This is a genomic window from Alphaproteobacteria bacterium (genome assembly GCA_004295055.1).
Classification (GTDB): domain Bacteria; phylum Pseudomonadota; class Alphaproteobacteria; order SHNJ01; family SHNJ01; genus SHNJ01.
In genome coordinates this window covers 80,076-100,463 of record SHNJ01000030.1, presented here as the reverse complement: position 1 = coordinate 100,463, position 20,388 = coordinate 80,076, and the positions used below count along the sequence as shown (strand labels likewise).

Sequence of the window (20,388 nt, the reverse complement as noted above, 5' to 3'; positions counted from 1 at the left end):
AATTGAAAATAAGAATTAAATTAGAAATACTTGACTAAACTGATTTCCATAATCTAGCACAGCATTTTTTACGTTCAAGTTTTGTTCTGTGGAACTGTGCAAGATTTTGGGGATAAGCAATTACCCCGTCCCGCGCAACGGAATACGAACGTCGCGATGGACATCTAGCCCTAGTAGCAGACCGAATCCAATCATAACCGTCAATAAAGACGTACCGCCGTAGGATAAAGGTGGGATTGGCACGCCAACGACCGGCAACAATCCCATAATCATCCCGACATTAATGAATAAATATAAGAATAGGTTCATCGACAACCCAACCGCGACCAATCGCGCAAATTGGCTGGTGGCGTTGGTTGCCACCAAATATCCATAGGCAATTAAAAATACATACAGCCCCAAAACAACCAGTCCACCGATCAATCCAAATTCTTCGCCAAATACGGTAAAAATAAAATCGGTTTGCATTTCTGGAAGAAAGTTCAAATGGCTTTGCGTGCCTTGCAAATATCCTTTTCCTAAAATCCCCCCCGATCCCAAAGCGATTTTGGACTGCATCGTATGGTAACCGCTGCCCAGCGGATCGGCTTCGGGATTCATAAACGCAACAACACGTTGTTTTTGGTAATCATGCATAAAGTTCCAGACAACCGGGATGGCAATCAAAGCCAGCGTTACGCCAATGACAATGATGCGCGTGCGCAAACCCGCCAATATAGTCACTGTCGCCGCGCAAAATAACAATATCGCGGCGGTGCCAAGATTGGGCTGATGCAATACCAACGCGACCGGCATTAACGTTAAAATGGCGGGGACAATCAATACTTTCCAGCTTTGCATTTGTTCGGCGCTAACCGTGTGATAGTAACGGGCTAAAGTTAAAATAAGGCATATTTTCATTAACTCAGACGGCTGCAATTGAAAGAACCCAAAATCGATCCAGCGCTGTGCGCCCATTCCAACAGACCCCATAATCTCTACCGCCACAAGCAACAGCAAACATCCCGTATACAAAACCGGCGCATAATGCAGCCACCAACGCCCGTCCAGCATCGAAATAAAAAACATCAGGCCAAGGAATAATAAGAAGCGGATAGCATGCTTGCCTGCCCAGGGTTCGAATGATCCGCCCCCGGCTGAATATAAAGACAGCACCCCGATCAATGCCAGAATCATGATGACCGCAACCACAATCATATTTAGGCGCTGAAATTTTTCCGCCAAATTAAGGTCGGAATGCAGGCGCGGCAAAAAAGTATCTTTGAAATCGTCCCAGAAACGCATGATAAATTCCTTGTTTCAGATATTAGAGATCTGACGTTCCAAGCGCAAGCAAGCCTATCGTTTTGCCAAACGTTTTCCTACGAAAACGAACATATCCCTGGCCGCGTCGACAACTTGTTCCTGATAAAGCTTGTTAAGCCTTGCGATAGCGCAAACTTCCTGTCCAAATTCAGCCCATTTCAAGTGCGTTTGCTGGCCATATCCGGCAAAAAACCTGGCGCCCCTTTCCGCGTTAACCGGCAATCTTTTTTGCAATGCTTTATAAATAAACTGGCCGCCCAGTGTCGATCCTTCGAGCACATATAAGCTGCCCAATATTTGTTCCCATGTTTCCAATGGCGGCAAGGATGGCTTGGCTTTACCTGTTCTATCTATGGCAATACGGCCTATTTTAAAATGTTCTAAATCTTTCATAAGCCATTCGGTTTTCCAACGTCCATCCATGGATATCGGCAAGTCCATACCGCGCAAAACATCCTCGAACGGCGCGTAAATTCCGTAAAGACTAAGCAATAGGCTTTGATACCCCCCCATATTCATAGCCGATTTTAAATTAAAGGCTTTTTCAACGGCGCGATGCTCCAAAGCGGTTTCTTCGCGCAACCGGGCCATAATAGTAATTGGTACGGCTATTTGTTTGTTCGTTTTTGCTAAAGAGCTGGTTGAATTAGTGGCTAAAGGATTCATGACGGACCTCGTTGGTTGAACAAGGCCAGGGTAAGAATCTTATTATGGAATATCAAACCGAACTGTCTTAAATTATAATTATTCCAAATTTAAAACTTGTGCTTTTACGTCTGGCGTGGACGATTTTTCTTTCGTTGTCTCAGGCTTGTTTTCTGCGGTTTCCGGTTGCGGTTGCTGCGGCAATAAACGCTGTTGTGCCAACAGCAATAAATCCCGCGCAATCGGGGCGGCCACGGCGGATCCGCCGCCGCCATGTTCAACAACCACTGCCGCAACAAATTTCGGCGCACTGACCGGAGCAAAGCCAATGAACAAAGCATGATCCCTATCTTTCCAAGGACGATCTTCGTTTTTGGTAACTCCCCTCGCCCGTTCGGCCATAGAAATCCGTTTTACCTGGGCCGTTCCGGTTTTACCGCCCATTTCCATGCCTTCGACCGTAATCCGCGCGCCATGGGCCGTGCCATTTCCGGCATTGACGACTTGATTCATCGCTTCTTTCAAAAATGCCAAATTGTTTTTATTGAACCGTAAAATCCGATCCAACAGACCTTCTTTATCCTGCACTTGATCCAGTTCTGGCAAAGCGCGGATGTGCGGCGTGATTTGCCTGCCGCCATTGACCACATGCGCCGCCATCACGGCCAATTGCAGCGGCGTTGTCAAAACATAGCCTTGTCCGATACCGGCGACCAAAGTTTCCCCCTTATGCCAACCGGCCTTGAATCTGGCTTGTTTCCACCGCCGGTCCGGTATCAATCCCGATTTTTCGCCGGGAATATCTACGCCGGTTTCCTTGGCTAACCCAATTTTACGGGCCGTTTCGGCCAAACGATCCACGCCCAATTTCATCGCCACATCATAAAAATAAACGTCGCAGGATTCGCGAATTGCGCCTGTCAAATCCAATGTTCCATGCCCGCCTTTTTTCCAACAATGAAATTGCGCACTGCCCAATGACGTAGAACCATCGCAATATACCCTATAGCCGGGGTCAATCGTGCCATACTCCAATGCCGATAATGCCGTTACAATTTTATACGTCGATCCCGGCGCATACAGGCCAGCGATCGCCTTATTGGTCAGTGGCGCTCGCGCATTATTGAGCAATTCTTCCCAATCTTTGATTGAAATGCCGTTATTGAATAAATTCGGATTGAATCCCGGCGCCGAAGCAAGCGCAATAATGCCACCGGTATTCGCGTCCATTACCACCGCCGATCCGCTTTGACCCGTCAGACGTTCCATAGCCAATTTCTGAACTTCAATATCCAATGTCAAGTCCATGCTCTCGCCGGGGTGGCCATCCACTTTTTCCAATTCACGAATAATCCGGCCATAGGCGTTGACTTCCATTTGGCTAGATCCGGCTTCTCCGCGCAAAGATTTTTCATATTGTTTTTCGATGCCTTTTTTACCGACCCGCAATTGCGGCGTGCGTAAAATAGGGTCATTGCCAAAAATATTCTTGCTCAATTCATACTCAGATACCGGACCGACATAGCCCAGTACATGTGATGTTACTTCTTCATATGGATAGAACCGGCTTTGGCCGACTTCGATACTGGCTCCAGGCAGATCCAAATTATTCAATTGCAATTTGGCCACCACATCCCATTTCAGATTATCGCGCACCAAAATTGGGTCAAATGCCTTGCGTTTTTCCATTTCATTGAAAATACGGTCGATCTCATTCGGCGTTAAATCCAGAATTTCGGAAAGATAATCCAATGTGGTTTGATTGCGATCGGACTTTTCCGGGATAAAATTCAGGCGGAAATTACGGGCATTCTCGGCCAAAACTACGCCATTGCGGTCTTTAATAATTCCTCGCGGCGGGATAATCAGCTGCAAATTAATCCGGTTTTCTTCGGATAATACGGTATACCGCTCGCCTTCGATCACTTGCAAATAATACAATCGCGCCGCAAGCGCCGCGACGATAGCGCCCTGCCCTACGCCGAATAAAAAGGCGCGGCGGGAAAACTGGCGTTGGCGTTCGTAATCGCGGCTCATTTATCGGATTCTCGGCGCGGTTAAATTTACTACCCCGCGATGCAATCGCAGTAAAATTGCAAACATGGCTGGGAACAGTAAATTAGTGGAAATAATTTTAACCGTCAAAACCGCCAGGTTTGCATGATAGCCGAAAAACAAAAAGGCGATTATGTAAATCATCGAAATATAAACCGTACTGGTCATCGCAAAACTAAGGGCGATGAAATCAAAATTACGAGCGAAAATATATTGGCGAAACTGTGAAATGGCATACAGCAAAACAAGATTGGTTACCGCATGAATGCCCAGCGGAATCGACAGCAGCATATCCTGCCAAAGTCCCAATAGAAAAAATACGCTGTACTGGCAAATCTCAGGACGCAGAATAATCCAAATGAACATAACCATCAGCACGAAATTTGGCATGATCACGTGCACGTTCAATACCGGCCATGGCACGGCCATGATAATGGATATGAATAGGCTGAAAATTAAAAACATCAGCCATGGATAAAATTGGTCCGAATGCCGGAAAAAGGAAAGCTTGCTGGAAGGCATAAAAGGAAATTAGACGGAAGATCGCCACAGGTAAAGGACTAATGCGCCTTAACCGTTTTGGACAATTCTTCAATCATGCTGGCAAGGCCAAAGTCCGCCACTTGGACATAACGTAAACTGGCTAGATCCGCATTTGGAATAACGCTGAATTCGGTGCCGTTCCATCGCGCCACTTTGCCTACGGGGATACCGGCTGGCAGCCCACCGCCCTTGCCGGATGTTAAAACATCGTCGCCCGGATTAACCGACTGCGGCTGGCCGATATACAGCAATTCGATCACATCCGAATTATCGCCGCTTAATATGCCTTGCTGCGACGAAGGCCCAGCGATAACCGGAATTTTTGACGCAAAATCAGTGATCAAAATAACCCGCGAGGCATCATCGGCCACGTCTTGCACCCGGCCGATAAAATTGCCTTCGGCCAAAACCGCCTGGCCTTTTTTAATATTTTGATTGCGACCACCATTGATAATCAAACTACGGACCAAGCCATTACTGGTATCGGAAATGATTCTGGCGGTGATGAATTTGACGGGTTTTTCCGGCACGACCTGCAACATACGGCGCAATTGCGCATTTTCATCCGTCAATTTTTCAGCCAACTGTTCCGTGGTCTTCAATTGGCGATTTTCTTCCGTCAGCCGCGCATTTTCGGAACGCAGACTGGAAATATCAGTAAGATTGGTAACAGTTTCGGAAATTCCTTGGGTCACGCTGGATGTAAACGACAAAACCGGATTGATGGTATCCATAAATAAAACCCGGAATCCGGCATAGGAATTGGGCGCGCCCATTTGCACCGACAGCATAATCAGACATAATAGTGTCAGAGCAAAAAACGTCACACGCGGCCAATAGGACACGCGCGTTGCGGAAAATAAACGCAGGCGTTTTTGGATTTTCATAGTTTTTAATTTTAGTCAGAAAAACGTAAATAATCAATGAATTAGGAAAAATACTGCAACTTTTCTAACCAAAAGGCGGGTTTAGCGTGACAGGAAACTACTTATTCCTGCCCACGGCGTTTTGGGGTGGGTTCATATCCGCATCATATTTCTTTGCATACTGGCGAACAATTTTCTCGATAACACCATCATTAGTTAACTGCAAAATCGATATATTGATTAGGTCACGCAACTTATATTCGCCTAACCGAACTGCCAGGGATTCGCCATAAACCCGTACCATACCGACTCCTTCTACAAGACGAATCTTACCAGGATTAGTCTTGGCAAAGTCGTTTACCAATCCTTTGTCCGAGAAAAATATATCGGCTTTATTAGAAGCCAACTGAAGCATCAATTCACTGCCAGAAGAAATAGAAGGTAAAAGCACTGGTGTTGCGTTTGGCAATTTTTCTAATGCCATATCGGCACTATAATCACCGTCGATACCAACAACACGAATAGATGAATTATTAGCCTTACCGAGATCTCCATCGAACCTGGTATCATCTGCCCGTGCAAACGCGAAAACGTCGCTATAAAATGTTGGATTAGTAAAGGTCATGGCGCGACCGCGGCCAGGACTAACCCAAATCGACGCACACATAACATCAAATTTGTCTGCTTCCAGCGCTGCCGCTGCATCGCCTACGCCTACCTCTGCCGCTGCCCACTCAATTTTTAAGCCAAGATTTTTCCCTATAGCTTCCATAATATCGTAATTAATACCGGACAATTTTCCGGTATTAGGATCTTTGGTGATATAGGGTGGCCAAGTAAAATAACCGCAACGAATAGTTTTAGTTGCAGCAACACGCTGAAACACGGCTTCATTGACAGAACTGGTCCCATGATGCACGGGATTTTGCGCCGCCTGCATTAGAAACCAAGAAATAATTACCGCTGCAGCCAACGTCAAAAGGTACGGACGCATTTAATACTCCACTGATTAGTATGCGCTGAACAATACGCTGCGCAAAGTCCGCATTTCCTCAAGACAACGGCCGGTCCCGCGCGCAACGCAGGTTAGCGGGTCTTCGGCAATCGATACCGGCAAACCGGTCGCCCGGCGTAGAACCAGATCGAGGTTAGATAGCAACGCGCCACCGCCGGTCAATACAATACCTTTGTCGACGATATCCGCGGCCAATTCCGGCGCAGTTTGCTCCAGCGCTACTTTCACGGCTTCGATAATGCTGGATACCGGTTCGGCCAACGCCTCGGCAATTTGGCGTTCGGTGATACGCATTTCGCGCGGCACGCCCAGAACCAAATCGCGGCCCTTGATTTCCATCACGCGGCCGTCGCCTTGTGCCGGTGGGCAAGCGGAACCAATTTCCTTTTTAATTTTCTCGGCACTGGATTCACCGACCAATAGGTTTTGTGTGCGGCGCAGATAAGCGATAATCGCTTCGTCCATTTTATCGCCGCCAACGCGCACCGAACGCGCGTATACAATACCGCCAAGCGATAGAACTGCAACTTCGGTTGTGCCGCCGCCAATGTCAACAACCATAGATCCTGTTGCTTCGGTCACCGGCAGACCGGCGCCAATCGCCGCAGCCATAGGTTCTTCGATCAGGAATACGCGGCGCGCACCGGCCGATTCCGCCGATTCTTGAATCGCGCGGCGCTCCACCGCGGTCGACCCCGATGGAACGCAGATGATAATTTGCGGACTGGTGAAGGTGCGGCGATTATGAACTTTACGAATGAATTCTTTGATCATGTCTTCGGCCACATCGAAATCGGCGATAACGCCATCGCGCAACGGGCGAATAGCGTGGATATTTCCAGGCGTTCTGCCCAACATCAATTTGGCTTCGTTGCCGACCGCAAGCACTTGGCGCTTGCCTTTGTTGTCGTTGATCGCAACAACAGACGGTTCGTTCAAAACGATTCCGCGGTTACGCACGTAAACCAAAGTGTTGGCGGTTCCCAAATCGATCGCCATGTCGGACGACATAATGCCTTTCAAGCCTGCAAACATATTTTCTGCCTTTTAACTGTAGATAGTTTCGGTGGTTCGGATGAATTTCAGAGAGTCCGTAATTTAATCGTTTTTACAGGCTTTTGTCATCAGAATTGTGCAAATATAGTACGCCTTTATGGCCATCCAAAGGCAGGCCATCTGTGGATATTTCGAATCAGTTCCTTTTGGGGGAATTAATTGACAGTCGGCGCCTTGCCGGACAATTTGGCTATAATCCGGTTAAGCGCATTGACATAAGCATAGGCGCAAGCCAGTAGAGTGTCGTTCGATACCCCCACCCCGTTCATATTGATGCCTTGGTATTTCAGCCTAACACTGGCCTGAGCCTGGGAATCGACCCCTTCGGTAACAGCCTTAATCGAAAAGGAATCGAATTCGGCCGAAAACTCACTGAATGCCAAATCGATTGCTGCAAAGGTAGCTTCGAGACTGCCGCCGGCGGACATTTGCCCAGTCCGTTTTTTGCCGTTGACCAATAATTCCACCCGCGCCATTGGCATACTGTCGGTGCCGGTAACCAATTGCAGGCTTTTTAAAACGACGGCTTCGTGTTCGCGGACAATGTCGCCCTGCAACAAAGCTAGCAAATCAGAGTCGTAAATATGGCGTTTTTTGTCGGCCAGATCTTTGAACCGCGCAAATGCCTCGACCAAGGCGTTATCGCCAAGTTCGTAACCCAATTCCTTGATCCGCGCCTTGAACGCATTACGGCCGGACAATTTGCCCAATGGTAATTCCGAACGGCTAAGGCCGATCGATTCCGGCGTCATAATTTCGTATGTTTGCGCGTTTTTCAACATGCCGTCTTGGTGAATGCCGGATTCATGCGCGAATGCATTGCGGCCAACGATCGCCTTGTTGTATTGCACATGGTACCCTGTCACGCCCGACACCATTTTCGACGCCTGGGTAATCATTTCAGATTTAATATTAGTTTTAAAAGGCAACCGGTCGCCGCGTGTCTTAATCGCCATCACGATTTCTTCTAGCGCTGCATTCCCCGCCCGTTCGCCCAAACCGTTGATAGTGCATTCCACTTGGCGCGCCCCGGCCTCGATGCCGGACAAAGAATTCGCTACCGCCAACCCCAAATCATTGTGGCAGTGCGTGGAAATAATCGCCTTATCGATATTCGGCACTTTGTTTTTAATCAAACGGATCAATTCGCCATATTCGCCGACGACGTGATAACCGACCGTGTCGGGAATATTGACCGTTTTTGCGCCGCTAGCAATCGCCGTTTCCACACAACGCAGCAAGAAATCGTGATCGGAACGGCAAGCATCTTCCGCGCTCCATTCCACATTGTCGCAAAGTTTTCGGGCATAAGATACGGAATCGCGCACGGCTTCTAATACCTGATCCGGCGTCATGTTCAATTTATGTTGCATGTGTACCGGCGATGTTGCGATAAAGGTATGAATCCGAGGCTGGACGGCGTACTGCAACGCTTCGGCGGCGCGATCAATATCTTTTTTCTGCGCTCGCGCCAGACTGCAAACAACCGCCTTCTTAATGGTTTTTGCAACCGCGTCCACCGCGGCGAAATCCCCATTGCTGGACACCGCAAATCCGGCCTCGATAATATCGACGCCCATTTCTTCAAGCAATTGCGCGATACGCACCTTATCATCCAAATTCATTGCCGCGCCTGGCGATTGTTCACCATCGCGCAAAGTCGTATCAAAAATAAAAATGCGGTTAGAGTCAGTCACGATTACCTCAACACTAATTGTATATTTTCATCATAGCGCAAAAAGATTAGGTGTCAGTGAATTATGCATTAACAGGGATAATAAATCTGTGGACGTCGTTCTGAATTATGCCGCAAGTGAAATGATATAATGTGATAACAATCAAAATCATCTAAATAATAACTTGAATTTAAGCCTAGAAATTATTGATAAATAGTAATAATTTATTAACCAATTCACTGTATCTTAATCGGATCTGTCTGCAAAACCTATAGTTCTAACTGATTCAGGGGATTCGAATGAAACCGATTATATTTGCTTTGACCATTGCTATTCTTGCGATTGCACAACCTAGCTTTGCCATCGATACCGACATTCAGGATACGAGACTGCGCTCCGCCGAACATTTAGAACGGGTTTTGCCGGTCGAATGGCTGGCCGACAGCATGATTAACGATCATGCACGCCAAGTATTGCCTGTCAATTACCAAACGCTGTGCGATTATATCAAAGCCAATATCGACTGGGATTCCATTCGTAAAAGCAACATCCATACATTAGCCAGCCGGTTTACCACCGATGAATTGGATACATGGGCCGGGGAAACATTCACCCGTTACAATATTCGCTTTGGTGTCATGACACGCGTATTGTTGCCAGAAACCAGAGCATTGATCCGCACAGCGATCGATAAAGCGACCTGGGATTTTGAAATGACCCAGCAGCACACATATCCGGGATTCAGTCTGAATCGCCAGTCATTCATGGAATATCAGGCTAGAAACGGCATTTATTATGCGCCAGTACAATATTACTGGTCTTCGAACTGGTCGGCTCCAACGTATCAAACCTGGTATTATAGCCGTTCGGTACAATAAGATTATTGAGTGCTACTAGAGAAAAGGGGCCCAACTTAGCGGCCCCTTTTTTTTCACGACCGGAAAAACGCACCATCGGTCTTTTTAAAGCGTTATAGACAGCAAAGCTTGAATAACAAGGGTCAAAAGCTTTAGCATGGCCTATGTCTTCCTTTACGCAAAACTCCCACGCCACTATCGGCCAGCCAATTTTCTATAATCTGCATTTCGGCAATCTGAAAGGCGATTTATATGGCGGCCTGACGACGGCTGTGGTGGCATTGCCTTTATCCCTAGCATTTGGCATTGCATCGGGCCTTGGCGCAAGTGCCGGACTATATTGCGCGATTTTTCTTGGTTTTTTTGCAGCTTTGTTCGGAGGCTCTCCCGCGCAAGTATCCGGTCCAAACGGCCCAATGACCGTGTTGATGGCCTCGGTCGTTGCCCAGTTCCCAGACCGCCCGGAAATGTGTTTCGCGGCAGTGATATTGGCGGGAGTCTTTCAAATTCTAAGCGGCGGACTGCGTCTTGGAAAATATATATCCCTTGTTCCCTATCCCGTCATTTCCGGATTTATGAGCGGCGTTGGCATTATCATTATAACGTTACAATTAGCGACTTTAACCGGCCATACCAGTTTCGCCGATTTGCCTAAAGTAATTCGCATGATGCCGGAATATTGGTCCGACCCAAACTGGCACGCGGTTATTTTAGGATTGATTAGTTTAAGCCTGGTATTATTAACACCAAAGAAGATAGCCGATATTGTTCCACCCCCCTTAATTGCCTTGATATTCGGAACTTTGTTAGGAGTTTTTTTATGGCCGTTGGCGCCGCAAATCGGTGAAATTCCTACCGGTTTCCCCGCCATGCATTTGCCGGAAATTGGATGGCACGATTTGTACATTTTGGCGATTCCCGCCCTGATGCTGGCTTGCCTTAGCAATTTAGACAGTCTGATGACCGCAACCGTTGCCGACAGCATGATCCGCATTTATCACAAACCGGATAAAGAATTAATTGGCCAAGGCATCGGCAATATCATTTCCGGCCTATTCGGCGGGCTTGCCGGATCTGGCGCCACTATGCGCACGGGCGTCAATATACGGGCCGGTGGCCGCACGCCTATTTCCGGCGCTTTCCATGCTCTAATTTTATTGGCTTTGGTTTTAGGTCTTGCCCCGCTGGCTTCCCACATTCCGCATGCCGTATTGGCCGGAATATTATTGAAAGTCGGTTACGATATTATTGATTGGCATTATATCAAAAAATTCAAATCCGCTCCTCGATTCAAAATATTTTTAATGCTGCTAGTCGTTGTTTTGACCGTTACTGTGGATCTGATTACCGCCGTGCTTGCCGGTGTCGTTTTAGCCGCTTTAAATTTGGTAAAATCCCTTGCCGATGCCCAATTGGAATTGATACAGCCAGTCGATTTCCATGCGCTAGACGAACAATTGGCCCCGGACACCAAGCAATTGCTGCAAAAACACAGGAACCATATCGTTTTATATCACTTTCAAGGACCATTGAGTTTCGGCGCCGCCAGTGGAATGGCGCAGCGCTTGGGAAAATTCGATGAATTTCATGCCGTGTTTTTAGATATGAGCCAAGTTTATTTTGTCGATACGTCTTCTGGGCTGGCAATCGAAGATATCATTGCCCAGATTCAGTCCAAGAATAAGAAAGTATTTTTAATCGGATTGCAGCCGCCTGTGTTACGGACTTTTAGACAAATAGGAATAATGAAATTATTAAATACCGAATTTGTTGCCAATACGCTAAATCAAGCGTTGCAACGCTATGATCAAACAGCTAGCGTCTAAATTCGGTTCTTTATTAAGGATTCTGTGTATATCCCAGAGAAATAGGCGGTTTACAATATTGTAAAATGGATATTGCTTGGCATTTAAGCCGTTTTCCTATAAACACCTATTAGTACTAAGGTTTTTTATTTTGTTATGTTTTAATTACTCATGAATACCGCCAAACAAAAATCTCCGCATCACTATAAACTGGAAAATCTGCAAATTCTCGTTGTGGACGATAGCCGTTCAATGCGCAGCTTAGTTATTGAAATCCTGAGAGAATTAGGGGTCGGCAGGGTCAATTATGCTCCGGACGGGGCAAGCGCCATGAAAATGATAGACCCGCAATCCAACCGCAGCAGCGGTTTTGAAGAGACCTTTAGTTTCGATATTATTATTTCCGATTGGATGATGGAACCAGTTTCCGGCATTGAACTGCTGAAATGGATCCGCGCCCATAAAGTAGAAAGTATCCGTTACACTCCTTTCATAATGTTGACCGGATACAGCGATCAAAAACGGATTTTCGAAGCGCGGGATGCCGGTATCACCGAATTTCTGGCAAAACCAATTTCCGTAAAAAGCCTGACCGAACATTTGCTGACAGTCATCGACCGCCCCCGTAAATTCATTATTAGCGAGAAATTCATGGGACCTGACCGCCGCAGGCGGGTTGCCCCTATTGATTTCCCCGACCGGCGCACAACCGCGAAAAAGGACGGAGAATAAAATGGCCAATATTCCATCCGATCCAAAGAAAAGAAAATCCCGCGAAGTCATTTTGCCAAACAAGTTGCGCGAAAAAGTTGGCGGTATGCCGGGTAAATTAGGCAGTATCGACCCGGATATTATCAGCCGCGCTGAAAAGAAAGTCGAAGAGATATCAAAAAGCTATACCGAAAGCGCCAGTGATGAACTGGCTGAATTGCAGGAAGCTTTTGTTCAGTGTTCCGGTGCGGAAGGCGACGCCCAAGCCCCTTACATCCGTAAGATTAACCGCCTTGTTCACGAATTGCGCGGCCAGGGATCCAGCTTTGGCTATCCTCTTTTGACTGAATTCGCCACGTTCTTATTTGACTTTACCGATGGCTTGAAAACCGCAAGCAAACCGCAACTGGAGATTATCAAAGCGCATATTGATACGATGCAAATTGTCGTTATACAAAAAATCAATGGCGACGGCGGCACCGTGGGCCAGCAATTAAAACAAACGCTAAAAGTCGCTATCGAACGTTATTCCAAAAAATCCTAGAATCTCAAATTCTTATCGGGTTCCAGCTTGCGTTTGGATGACAGTTTCGATTCGATTTCTTTTACCGTCGATTCCAAAGCCAAAAACCGTTCCGGTGTCGCTGGATGGCTGGATGTGTGGCTGTCTTTGATAGACGCCGGGCTTTCAATCGCCATGCGGCGCCAGAAATTTGGCGCATCTTCGATATCATATCCGCCGCGCGCGGTTAAGTATAATCCCACATAATCAGCTTCCCGTTCGAAATCCTGGCTATAGGCGCTGGCGGCCAAACCGCTAAACATTCCCTGAGTATTAACCCCGCCGGCCGCCGCCAAAATATCCAGCAACAGTCCGCCGGCAGCATTGGTTTTCTTGGAATCAATATGATGGTTTAAATTATGGCCAAGCTCGTGGCCCATAACCACGGCCAGTTCATCATCCTCGTTCGCGAAACGCATCATGCCTTTGGTAAAAACAATACCTTTTCCGTCGGCAAACGCGTTGATGACATCTTTATTGTCGATTGCCACATAAAAATCGCACGCCAAAACCGGAGAGACGCTTTTGGTTATGGATTTGCCATCGCGGTTAATGGCCAAAGTTAACGGTTTTTTATGGGCAAAAGAATCGTCAGCGGCTTTTTTCATATCGTCAAGCAATTCGGCTGAATTGGTCTGCGCGCTGACGGTTTGGCCGTTTAAAGACACGATTTGATCGCCACGCCGCAATCCCGCTTCCGCTGCAGGTGTGCCGGATGGAACGCCGGTGATCACCGCGCCATCATTATTCATTTCTAAAACACGTTTTAACGCCGCTTTGGTTGGTTCTTTCATGTGGGCCGTGCCGGCGATCAGAGCGCCTATGCTGGGCCGGGTGCGGCCATCGCGTCCACACCAATCCGCGTTAGCACGCAAAATCGGAAATCCGACACGGTTCAGCCGTTCATATTGTTTCAAATTCTCCTCAACCGCCAATTCATATTGTTTCTGCCGCTCCGCATCGATCAAACCCCGGTCAATCGAAGCCCCCGGCCCCGTCATGGTCGGCGCGGCGCAAGCGGCAAGACCCAGCAATAATACAGAAACAACAAAAAGACGTTTCATAATACACCTTTGATTCAAAATCGGACGAAGACATAAAAAAAGAGCCTGGCTATTTCTAGCAAGGCTCTGATTAAAGTTATAGTCTATTTATGGTTAATTTATGGAGTCTATCTTAATTTCTTGTATGCACTCTCATTAAACGGTCAAACATAGGACCGGCAATGAATACGCCATACGGGGAAGATGCTTTGGATACCACAGCATCTTCAACGACCGCTTTATGAACAATACCATCGCCATAATCAATGCCAACAACCATTTCACTTGGGGTCGCCGATGTATTAACAGCAACTAACGATGTTGCAACCGGCATTGCAACGGCTTGATCATTCAAAACCACGCCTCCCAACCCTGCGGCTAAGGTTAATGCTGTTACAGCTACAACACCAGGGCCGTTAGGTCCACTCACCGAACTTTGCGGAGCTACCATTTCAATACCGACATCCTTCAAGCTTTTCAAAGCACTGTCGACTTTGGCGGAGTTCGGATGATCAGGCAACAAGCCTTCTACAGCGGTTTTTAATTCCGCAATCGGCCCACCGATATTTTCGCTGCCTTTTCCATAACCGGCTGTTTGCGTAAGTGTTGTATTTGCATCCACAAACTTTTGGGTACCGTTGTAGTCTTCCATTAAGCTGCCTACAGCACTTCTTAAAGCGACATACTGATTAAATTGCTGCTCTGTCATATCAATTTCATCAGTTTTGGCTGAGTCAACCGGCGCAACTGAATTATCCGCTGACACTGGTTTAGGCACCAATTTATCTTTGGTATTAGGATCGCTCCACATTAAACCATGTGTGTCCGGATCAATATTATGCTTCCGTAAAACTTCTGCCAGTCTGTAACGTTCTGTGGCCAATTCGTCCAATCGAAGATAGTTCTCAGTCTCTAACTGGGCAATTCTTTCGTTCAGCTTAGACCTATTTCTTAACCAGCCCAAACCTAATAAACCACTGAGTATGCCAAAACCAACGGCCAATATCCTGGCCAATCCCGAACTTTCTGGTGTCTTATTAGCATCTGGCGTTTGGGCAACTGTTGCGGCTGGAACAGAAGCGTCATTATTCTTCACACCTTCATCAGCCGCCACAACATTTGTTGGCTTAGAATCAACAGCTGTAGCGCTATTGCCGGCATCAGGATTTGTGATAACCAAAGGTTGTTGTCCGGATCCGTCTGGATTGTTAATAATTACAGTTCCAGAATTTACAGCAGTAATACCGTCTGGGTTGGTAATTACTGGAAGAGGAACTTGCGAAACGCCATCGCTCGATGATTGTGCGGCGCCTGCTGCAACTGGACCTGGAGCAGTATTCTTGCTTGCTTGCGCCGAAGGCAGTCCAAACACATTTAAATTGGAGCCAGAATCGCCCATGTCGCCAGTCACACTCCAGCCATTAGGAAGATCTACCGTAGCAACTGCTTGAGGCGCTGGATTTGATGTCGAAACAGGCGATAAACAATCCAACTGAGATTGCACACTTTGCGCCGCCAACCGCAACACACTGACATTGCCGCGCAAATCCTGGGTTTGAATGAAGACAGCATCATCATAAATAGAAATTACTTGTGCAACCGCCAATTCGAAGTGTGAAGCCGTATTGTTGGCATCATAACGGTTAAACACATCCACCATTGTGATTGCAGAAGCTTTTGCACTTTGCAATATCTGCGCCTGCTCTTCTGCTGGAACGGATGTTACCTGCAACAACGATGCACCAGTCGAAGATAACTCTTCTAAATTGGTGGTATCAGATTCCAGTTTCTGCACAACACCGTCATTATTAATAACATAAACGGAATTGTTATAAGTGTGCAGAATGGAATAATCCATGTCGCCACTGGCAAATGCCAATGCAAAATTCAGCATATCTGGATTGATATCGCTCGAAGCCGTTACAGTTGCTCCTGGTACTGTGTTAGAATTACTTGTCGCTGTATTTACCGAAGGAACACTTATCGTCTCAGTCACGGCGCTTGGTGTAGCAGCATTAGAAGCCGAAACATTGCTTAAAGCATTCATGGCTTCCGGGCTGATCGTGGATACACCAGTGTCTACGGCAGGATCATTCACAGAATCGGCATTAGCTGCCGCTGGCACCGAAACTGGGGCCGTGGCTGGCGCTGGGGTCGCGGTCGGAGTCATCGCTGCAACTACAGAAGAAGCAGTCATATGCGACTGATTTACCTGAGCAATCGTGGTCACAGAGGTTTGTGCGCCCTTTAAGGCCGTAATAAAGGCATTAATATCGCCTTTGCCGCCGTGAGTATTGTCGCCGGACAAAACCAGATTATTCACTTCGATAGTATTCGGCGTACCGTCCACCTTTACAACTTCCAAGGTATACAGAAAACCATCGCCCTTATCATCCGATTGCGTGAAACCATCGCCGGTTTTTGCTTCTGCGATCGCTTCTGGGTTATCAACTTGCTGCAACGCCCCGGTCAATACCTGGCTAGCGGATTGCAATACCGTATTGGCTTCCGCCCCGGACAATAAGCGATAGCTCATCGCATTCGAATTGCCGAAAGAACCTTGCGGGAAATAAGCCGAAGCTTGATTGTTGGCGTTTTGCGCAAATTGTTCCGCCAAAGCCGCTTTGTTAACGGTTACTTCTACTACTTGCTTGCTGGCTGGGAAAATCACCAAAGGATTTCCTTGCGCCGGCATCAACAGAAAACCAGCATCGCCTTGTTCTACATGCAGTACGGTAGCGGAGTTCACTTCCACGACACTAGTAGCAACAGACGGTGTTGACGTAGGATTCGAAGCCACTGCCGTATTAGCAGCGGCATTGTTATTGGCATCTGCCACAACAGTATTCGCAGCCGCTTGAGTTGCGCCGGTTTCATTTGCCGGTTTCCAACCCATCATACGGGCAACTTGTTCTGGCGTAGACACCGATGTCGTCGCAGCCGGTTGAGTGGCCACATTATTGTTTTCTACCGGCGAGGTAGCAGCAACAGGAGCCGTGTTGGTTGTTGTGACAGCCGGATTAGCCGCAGCCAATTTTGCCTGTTCAGCCAAAGCTACACGCGCGGTCGCTTTCGATAATTCATTCGCCGCACTTTCAGCCGCCGAAGAATTCGCAAATGGCCGGGTTAATCCCACGCCTTCAACCATCGAAGTGCCGGCAATAGTTTTGCCTTGAACAAATTCAAAGGTGTAAATATTGGCCGGATCAACTTGCTTTAATGATGCCGCTGCATCAACAGCAGCCTGACCGGATAAAACTTGAAACCCAACATCAAAAGAATTATTGCCGTTATCGCTATCGACCGCGAAGAAACCGTTATCGCCTTGTTTGCCTTGGGCCATTTCTTTGGCCAAGGCATCGGCGGTTACATTGAACGTACCGATATTGCCGCCGACATAACCAAGCGCCTGACCATCGGCGGTAAAACCGATATAGGCTTGATCTTCGCCATTAAATTTTGGCGCATTGTCGTTATCGACTACGGTTGTAACGACCGCTGGTTGTTGCGGGGCCGCATCTTGTTGCGCCATGGCTGGGGCTGTTGCGCCGCCAACTGCCACTGCTAAACCGGCCAATAACCCTCTTAATTTAATTGCCATCTGAAAGCTCCATAAATAGCAAAATATTTGTTATTATTTTTTAAACCTAGAATCCCAAGCTTAAGCTCTAGCGTCGCGCTGTCTCGTAGCAGCTACAAAGAAAGATTGTGTATTTCCGCTATAGGAAAGAGGAGCGGGTTCACGTCCGTCATTTGTTCCCGTCATTGGTTTTGGTGGCAGTAAACGTTCTTTAGCCGCCTTAACTTGATCTGGGGTGGAAAATGGGCCCGGGTTGGTAAAGGTAACGATCTTCGAATCATCATTGGCAGACAAGTTGTCAATAATTACACGGCCCTTTACATTGCCGACATCGAATACAAACGCTTCTACACCAACAGAATTATCCGTGCTTATGGACACTCTGTTTAAAAGACGAGATTTAGCTGCTTCGGCTTCAGCGCCAGTAACTGGGGTCAACGAAAATTGAATCTCACGATTGGTCGAAAAAAGGTGACGCGCTTTGGTGGCTGCATATGCGCCTGCAAGCGCATTGTATTGGGTTTCGTTAATAGTTCCAGTTAACACCACATCCGCTTTTTGCACTGGGCTGTATACTATGGCATCAACGGTATAAAAACCCGAATTAGGCTGGCCACGCACCGGACCAACAGTCGCGAATCCATTATCTTGCAAAGCCGGTCTGGAAGGATTTAAATCGGTAACCTGACCGAGTGTATTAAGAACACCGGATCTTGGGGCTGCATAAGAAACTTTTGGGGCTCCTGCCTGCTCTTCTGTTTTAGGCGCAGAAGAACATCCACCCAACATCGCTGCCGCCGCGAATACCGCTGCCGCACCAGTAACTACTTTATAATTCGAATTAGCCATGACCCTTTTCCTCCATTTAAGACTATTAACTTTTGCCCTGTAATTTTTTTGTGCCAATTTTTACCATTTAGCACTGGGGAAAATTTATATCTTAAAAAGAACAGTTAGGCAACAAAAAACTCTATAAAAATAAGGCCCTATAAAAAATTGTATCTTTATTAGTCATGATAGTGGAGATGGGAAATATTATAATAGGAAATATAAAAAACGCCAAAAATGCCCATAAATAATGGATAAAGAGAGGTGTGTTATAGGGGGGCTTGCCAGCCGTAGCCTTTGCCCGATCAGTCCGTCTTCGCTCGTGCCGAGCTACGCCGGACAACCCTAGGACTTAATATTTGTTTTGATGGGCGTAGGGTGGTGAGCGCGGAGGGGGTCGAACCCTCGACCCTCTGATTAAAAGTCAGATGCTCTACCGCTGAGCTACGCACTCACACTATTTTGCCTGTTGCGGTACGGCAAAACGAAGCGCCCTATTTAGCCGAAAACTCTATCCAACGCAATAGGATAAACAGATTTAGGCTAATTTCTGGGGAAATGGCTGAAATTGGGCGGTCCCATCCCAAAAATCGGCGGAATTAAAGGCTTTTAAATGGGCCAACTGAGCCTGTAAATACAAGGCAAGCTTCTCAACAGATGCCCGGTTCACCGTCTTATCGTCGCGATAAACATTTTTTAGCAATGCTCCAATCAAAGCCTCGTTATTGCCAGTCTGCAAAGCTTCGGCATAGGCATGACAACGCCCATTGAAAGCCAGCATCATTGCCTTGATACGGCGGGGCACGCCCAAATCTCCCGCACCCATTTCGCGTAAATTGCGATCCATGTCCCAAAACAATGTATCAAACAATTTTTGCTGTAAGTCGGCACTGTTACGGTCGGAAAATTTTTGGGTGGCGTGGATAATTATAAATAAATGCAAAACGATCAAATCAAAACGGCCATCCACCGTATCTGGCACTTGGCATTCGGAATATAGATATTCGTTCCGTGCCTGATCGACGGATTTACAGTAAAGATCGAATGCGGCGTCGCGCAATTGCCGCTGACGTTTAGTAATAGCTATGGAAAACATAATCCAGTAGTAATCAGAAATTGGTAATTAGTAAATAGGGTTAAATACTTCCTAATCATAACTTAACAATTGTCAGTACTGGGTTTGGTAAAAACAATATTTTTAAATTCCTCCCCCTTTGGGGGAGGTTAGGTGGGGGTAAGGTCTTTTTGTAATCGCTGCGGTCAATGTTTGCACCGCCAGGCCTAACCCTCCCCTTACCCCTCCCAAAGGGAGGGGAATTATTTTTTTCAAATGGACAAAGTACCCGATTGCCTTGCCTTTCGAAATCGTCTATCCCTACACCAATGCATTCAAAAATTCTTTTCCTATTCGCTTTGTTTGTTATCTTATCCTTGGCCGCCTGCGCGACCAACGTAGATGACCGCGGCGTAATGGTTGATCCCGATAAAATCAAGCAAATTGAAATCGGAAAATCCTCGATCACCGATGTTTCTTCTGTTCTTGGTAGCCCCGGCGCCACCAGTACCTTTGGCGATTTAACTTGGTATTACATCAGCCAGAAGACCGAAACCTGGGCGTTTCGCAAACCAAAAATCAAGCAACAGAATATTGTCATCGTCCATTTTGACAAGGGCGGTATCGTCCAGGCTATCGATTACAAAGATCTAAACGATGCCGATTTCGTCAAAACCGTTGATCAAACCACCCCGTCTTCTGAAAGCCAGCTGACAATCATGCAACAAATGTTGGGCAATATCGGCCGTTTCAGCGGCCGCGAGGGTGTCAATAACGGCAAATAACT

General features: G+C 47.0%; 17 protein-coding genes and 1 tRNA gene. 5 read left to right on the top strand and 13 right to left on the bottom strand.

Annotation, left to right across the window (positions count from 1 at the left end; translation table 11 throughout):
* Positions 1-120: 120 nt before the first annotated feature.
* The 8 genes from rodA to EYC62_07365 all read right to left on the bottom strand — a co-directional run bounded on the left by rodA (position 121) and on the right by EYC62_07365 (position 9,200).
* Positions 121-1,284: a rod shape-determining protein RodA gene (gene rodA / locus EYC62_07400; protein ID TAH33126.1), complete on the bottom strand. Its 1,164-nt coding sequence runs from the start codon at positions 1,282-1,284 to the stop codon at positions 121-123.
* Positions 1,285-1,338: 54 nt separating this feature from the next.
* Positions 1,339-1,971 (bottom strand): hypothetical protein, encoded by a 633-nt coding sequence (locus EYC62_07395; GenBank protein TAH33125.1) that lies wholly within the window; start codon positions 1,969-1,971, stop codon positions 1,339-1,341.
* 78 nt (positions 1,972-2,049) lie between these two features.
* On the bottom strand, positions 2,050-3,987 hold the full coding sequence (mrdA, locus tag EYC62_07390) for a penicillin-binding protein 2 (protein TAH33124.1): 1,938 nt from the start codon (positions 3,985-3,987) through the stop codon (positions 2,050-2,052).
* Positions 3,988-4,527: a rod shape-determining protein MreD gene (gene mreD, locus EYC62_07385; protein ID TAH33123.1), complete on the bottom strand. Its 540-nt coding sequence runs from the start codon at positions 4,525-4,527 to the stop codon at positions 3,988-3,990.
* A 38-nt stretch (positions 4,528-4,565) separates the two neighbouring features.
* On the bottom strand, positions 4,566-5,435 hold the full coding sequence (gene mreC, locus EYC62_07380; protein ID TAH33122.1) for a rod shape-determining protein MreC: 870 nt from the start codon (positions 5,433-5,435) through the stop codon (positions 4,566-4,568).
* Positions 5,436-5,532: 97 nt separating this feature from the next.
* Complete coding sequence (locus tag EYC62_07375) at positions 5,533-6,408, bottom strand: amino acid ABC transporter substrate-binding protein (GenBank protein ID TAH33121.1); 876 nt, start codon at positions 6,406-6,408, stop codon at positions 5,533-5,535.
* Between the two features lie 15 nt (positions 6,409-6,423).
* Entirely contained in the window at positions 6,424-7,464 is a 1,041-nt protein-coding gene (locus EYC62_07370; GenBank protein ID TAH33120.1) for a rod shape-determining protein, read from the bottom strand.
* Positions 7,465-7,640: 176 nt separating this feature from the next.
* Positions 7,641-9,200 carry a 2-isopropylmalate synthase gene (locus tag EYC62_07365; protein TAH33119.1) on the bottom strand — a complete coding sequence of 520 codons (1,560 nt, stop codon included), beginning with the start codon at positions 9,198-9,200 and terminating at the stop codon, positions 7,641-7,643.
* A 260-nt stretch (positions 9,201-9,460) separates the two neighbouring features.
* Here EYC62_07365 and EYC62_07360 point away from each other — a divergent pair, with 260 nt between their 5' ends.
* The 4 genes from EYC62_07360 to EYC62_07345 all read left to right on the top strand — a co-directional run bounded on the left by EYC62_07360 (position 9,461) and on the right by EYC62_07345 (position 13,078).
* Positions 9,461-10,039 (top strand): hypothetical protein, encoded by a 579-nt coding sequence (locus tag EYC62_07360; GenBank protein TAH33118.1) that lies wholly within the window; start codon positions 9,461-9,463, stop codon positions 10,037-10,039.
* Between the two features lie 143 nt (positions 10,040-10,182).
* Complete coding sequence (locus EYC62_07355; protein ID TAH33117.1) at positions 10,183-11,844, top strand: SulP family inorganic anion transporter; 1,662 nt, start codon at positions 10,183-10,185, stop codon at positions 11,842-11,844.
* A gap of 150 nt (positions 11,845-11,994) precedes the next feature.
* Entirely contained in the window at positions 11,995-12,555 is a 561-nt protein-coding gene (locus EYC62_07350; protein TAH33116.1) for a response regulator, read from the top strand.
* A gap of 1 nt (position 12,556) precedes the next feature.
* Complete coding sequence (locus EYC62_07345) at positions 12,557-13,078, top strand: hypothetical protein (protein TAH33115.1); 522 nt, start codon at positions 12,557-12,559, stop codon at positions 13,076-13,078.
* Here the strand turns inward: EYC62_07345 and EYC62_07340 are convergent.
* The 5 genes from EYC62_07340 to EYC62_07320 all read right to left on the bottom strand — a co-directional run bounded on the left by EYC62_07340 (position 13,075) and on the right by EYC62_07320 (position 19,643).
* Positions 13,075-14,160 carry a PDZ domain-containing protein gene (locus tag EYC62_07340; GenBank protein TAH33114.1) on the bottom strand — a complete coding sequence of 362 codons (1,086 nt, stop codon included), beginning with the start codon at positions 14,158-14,160 and terminating at the stop codon, positions 13,075-13,077. The genes EYC62_07345 and EYC62_07340 overlap by 4 nt on opposite strands.
* A gap of 112 nt (positions 14,161-14,272) precedes the next feature.
* Positions 14,273-17,740 carry a hypothetical protein gene (locus tag EYC62_07335; protein ID TAH33113.1) on the bottom strand — a complete coding sequence of 1,156 codons (3,468 nt, stop codon included), beginning with the start codon at positions 17,738-17,740 and terminating at the stop codon, positions 14,273-14,275.
* 60 nt (positions 17,741-17,800) lie between these two features.
* On the bottom strand, positions 17,801-18,568 hold the full coding sequence (locus EYC62_07330) for a hypothetical protein (GenBank protein TAH33112.1): 768 nt from the start codon (positions 18,566-18,568) through the stop codon (positions 17,801-17,803).
* 358 nt (positions 18,569-18,926) lie between these two features.
* A tRNA-Lys gene (locus tag EYC62_07325) sits at positions 18,927-19,001 on the bottom strand.
* Positions 19,002-19,085: 84 nt separating this feature from the next.
* Entirely contained in the window at positions 19,086-19,643 is a 558-nt protein-coding gene (locus EYC62_07320) for a ubiquinol-cytochrome C chaperone (protein ID TAH33111.1), read from the bottom strand.
* A gap of 167 nt (positions 19,644-19,810) precedes the next feature.
* Between EYC62_07320 and EYC62_07315 the strand changes: the two genes are divergently transcribed.
* Positions 19,811-20,386: an outer membrane protein assembly factor BamE gene (locus EYC62_07315; protein TAH33110.1), complete on the top strand. Its 576-nt coding sequence runs from the start codon at positions 19,811-19,813 to the stop codon at positions 20,384-20,386.
* Positions 20,387-20,388 lie beyond the last annotated feature (2 nt).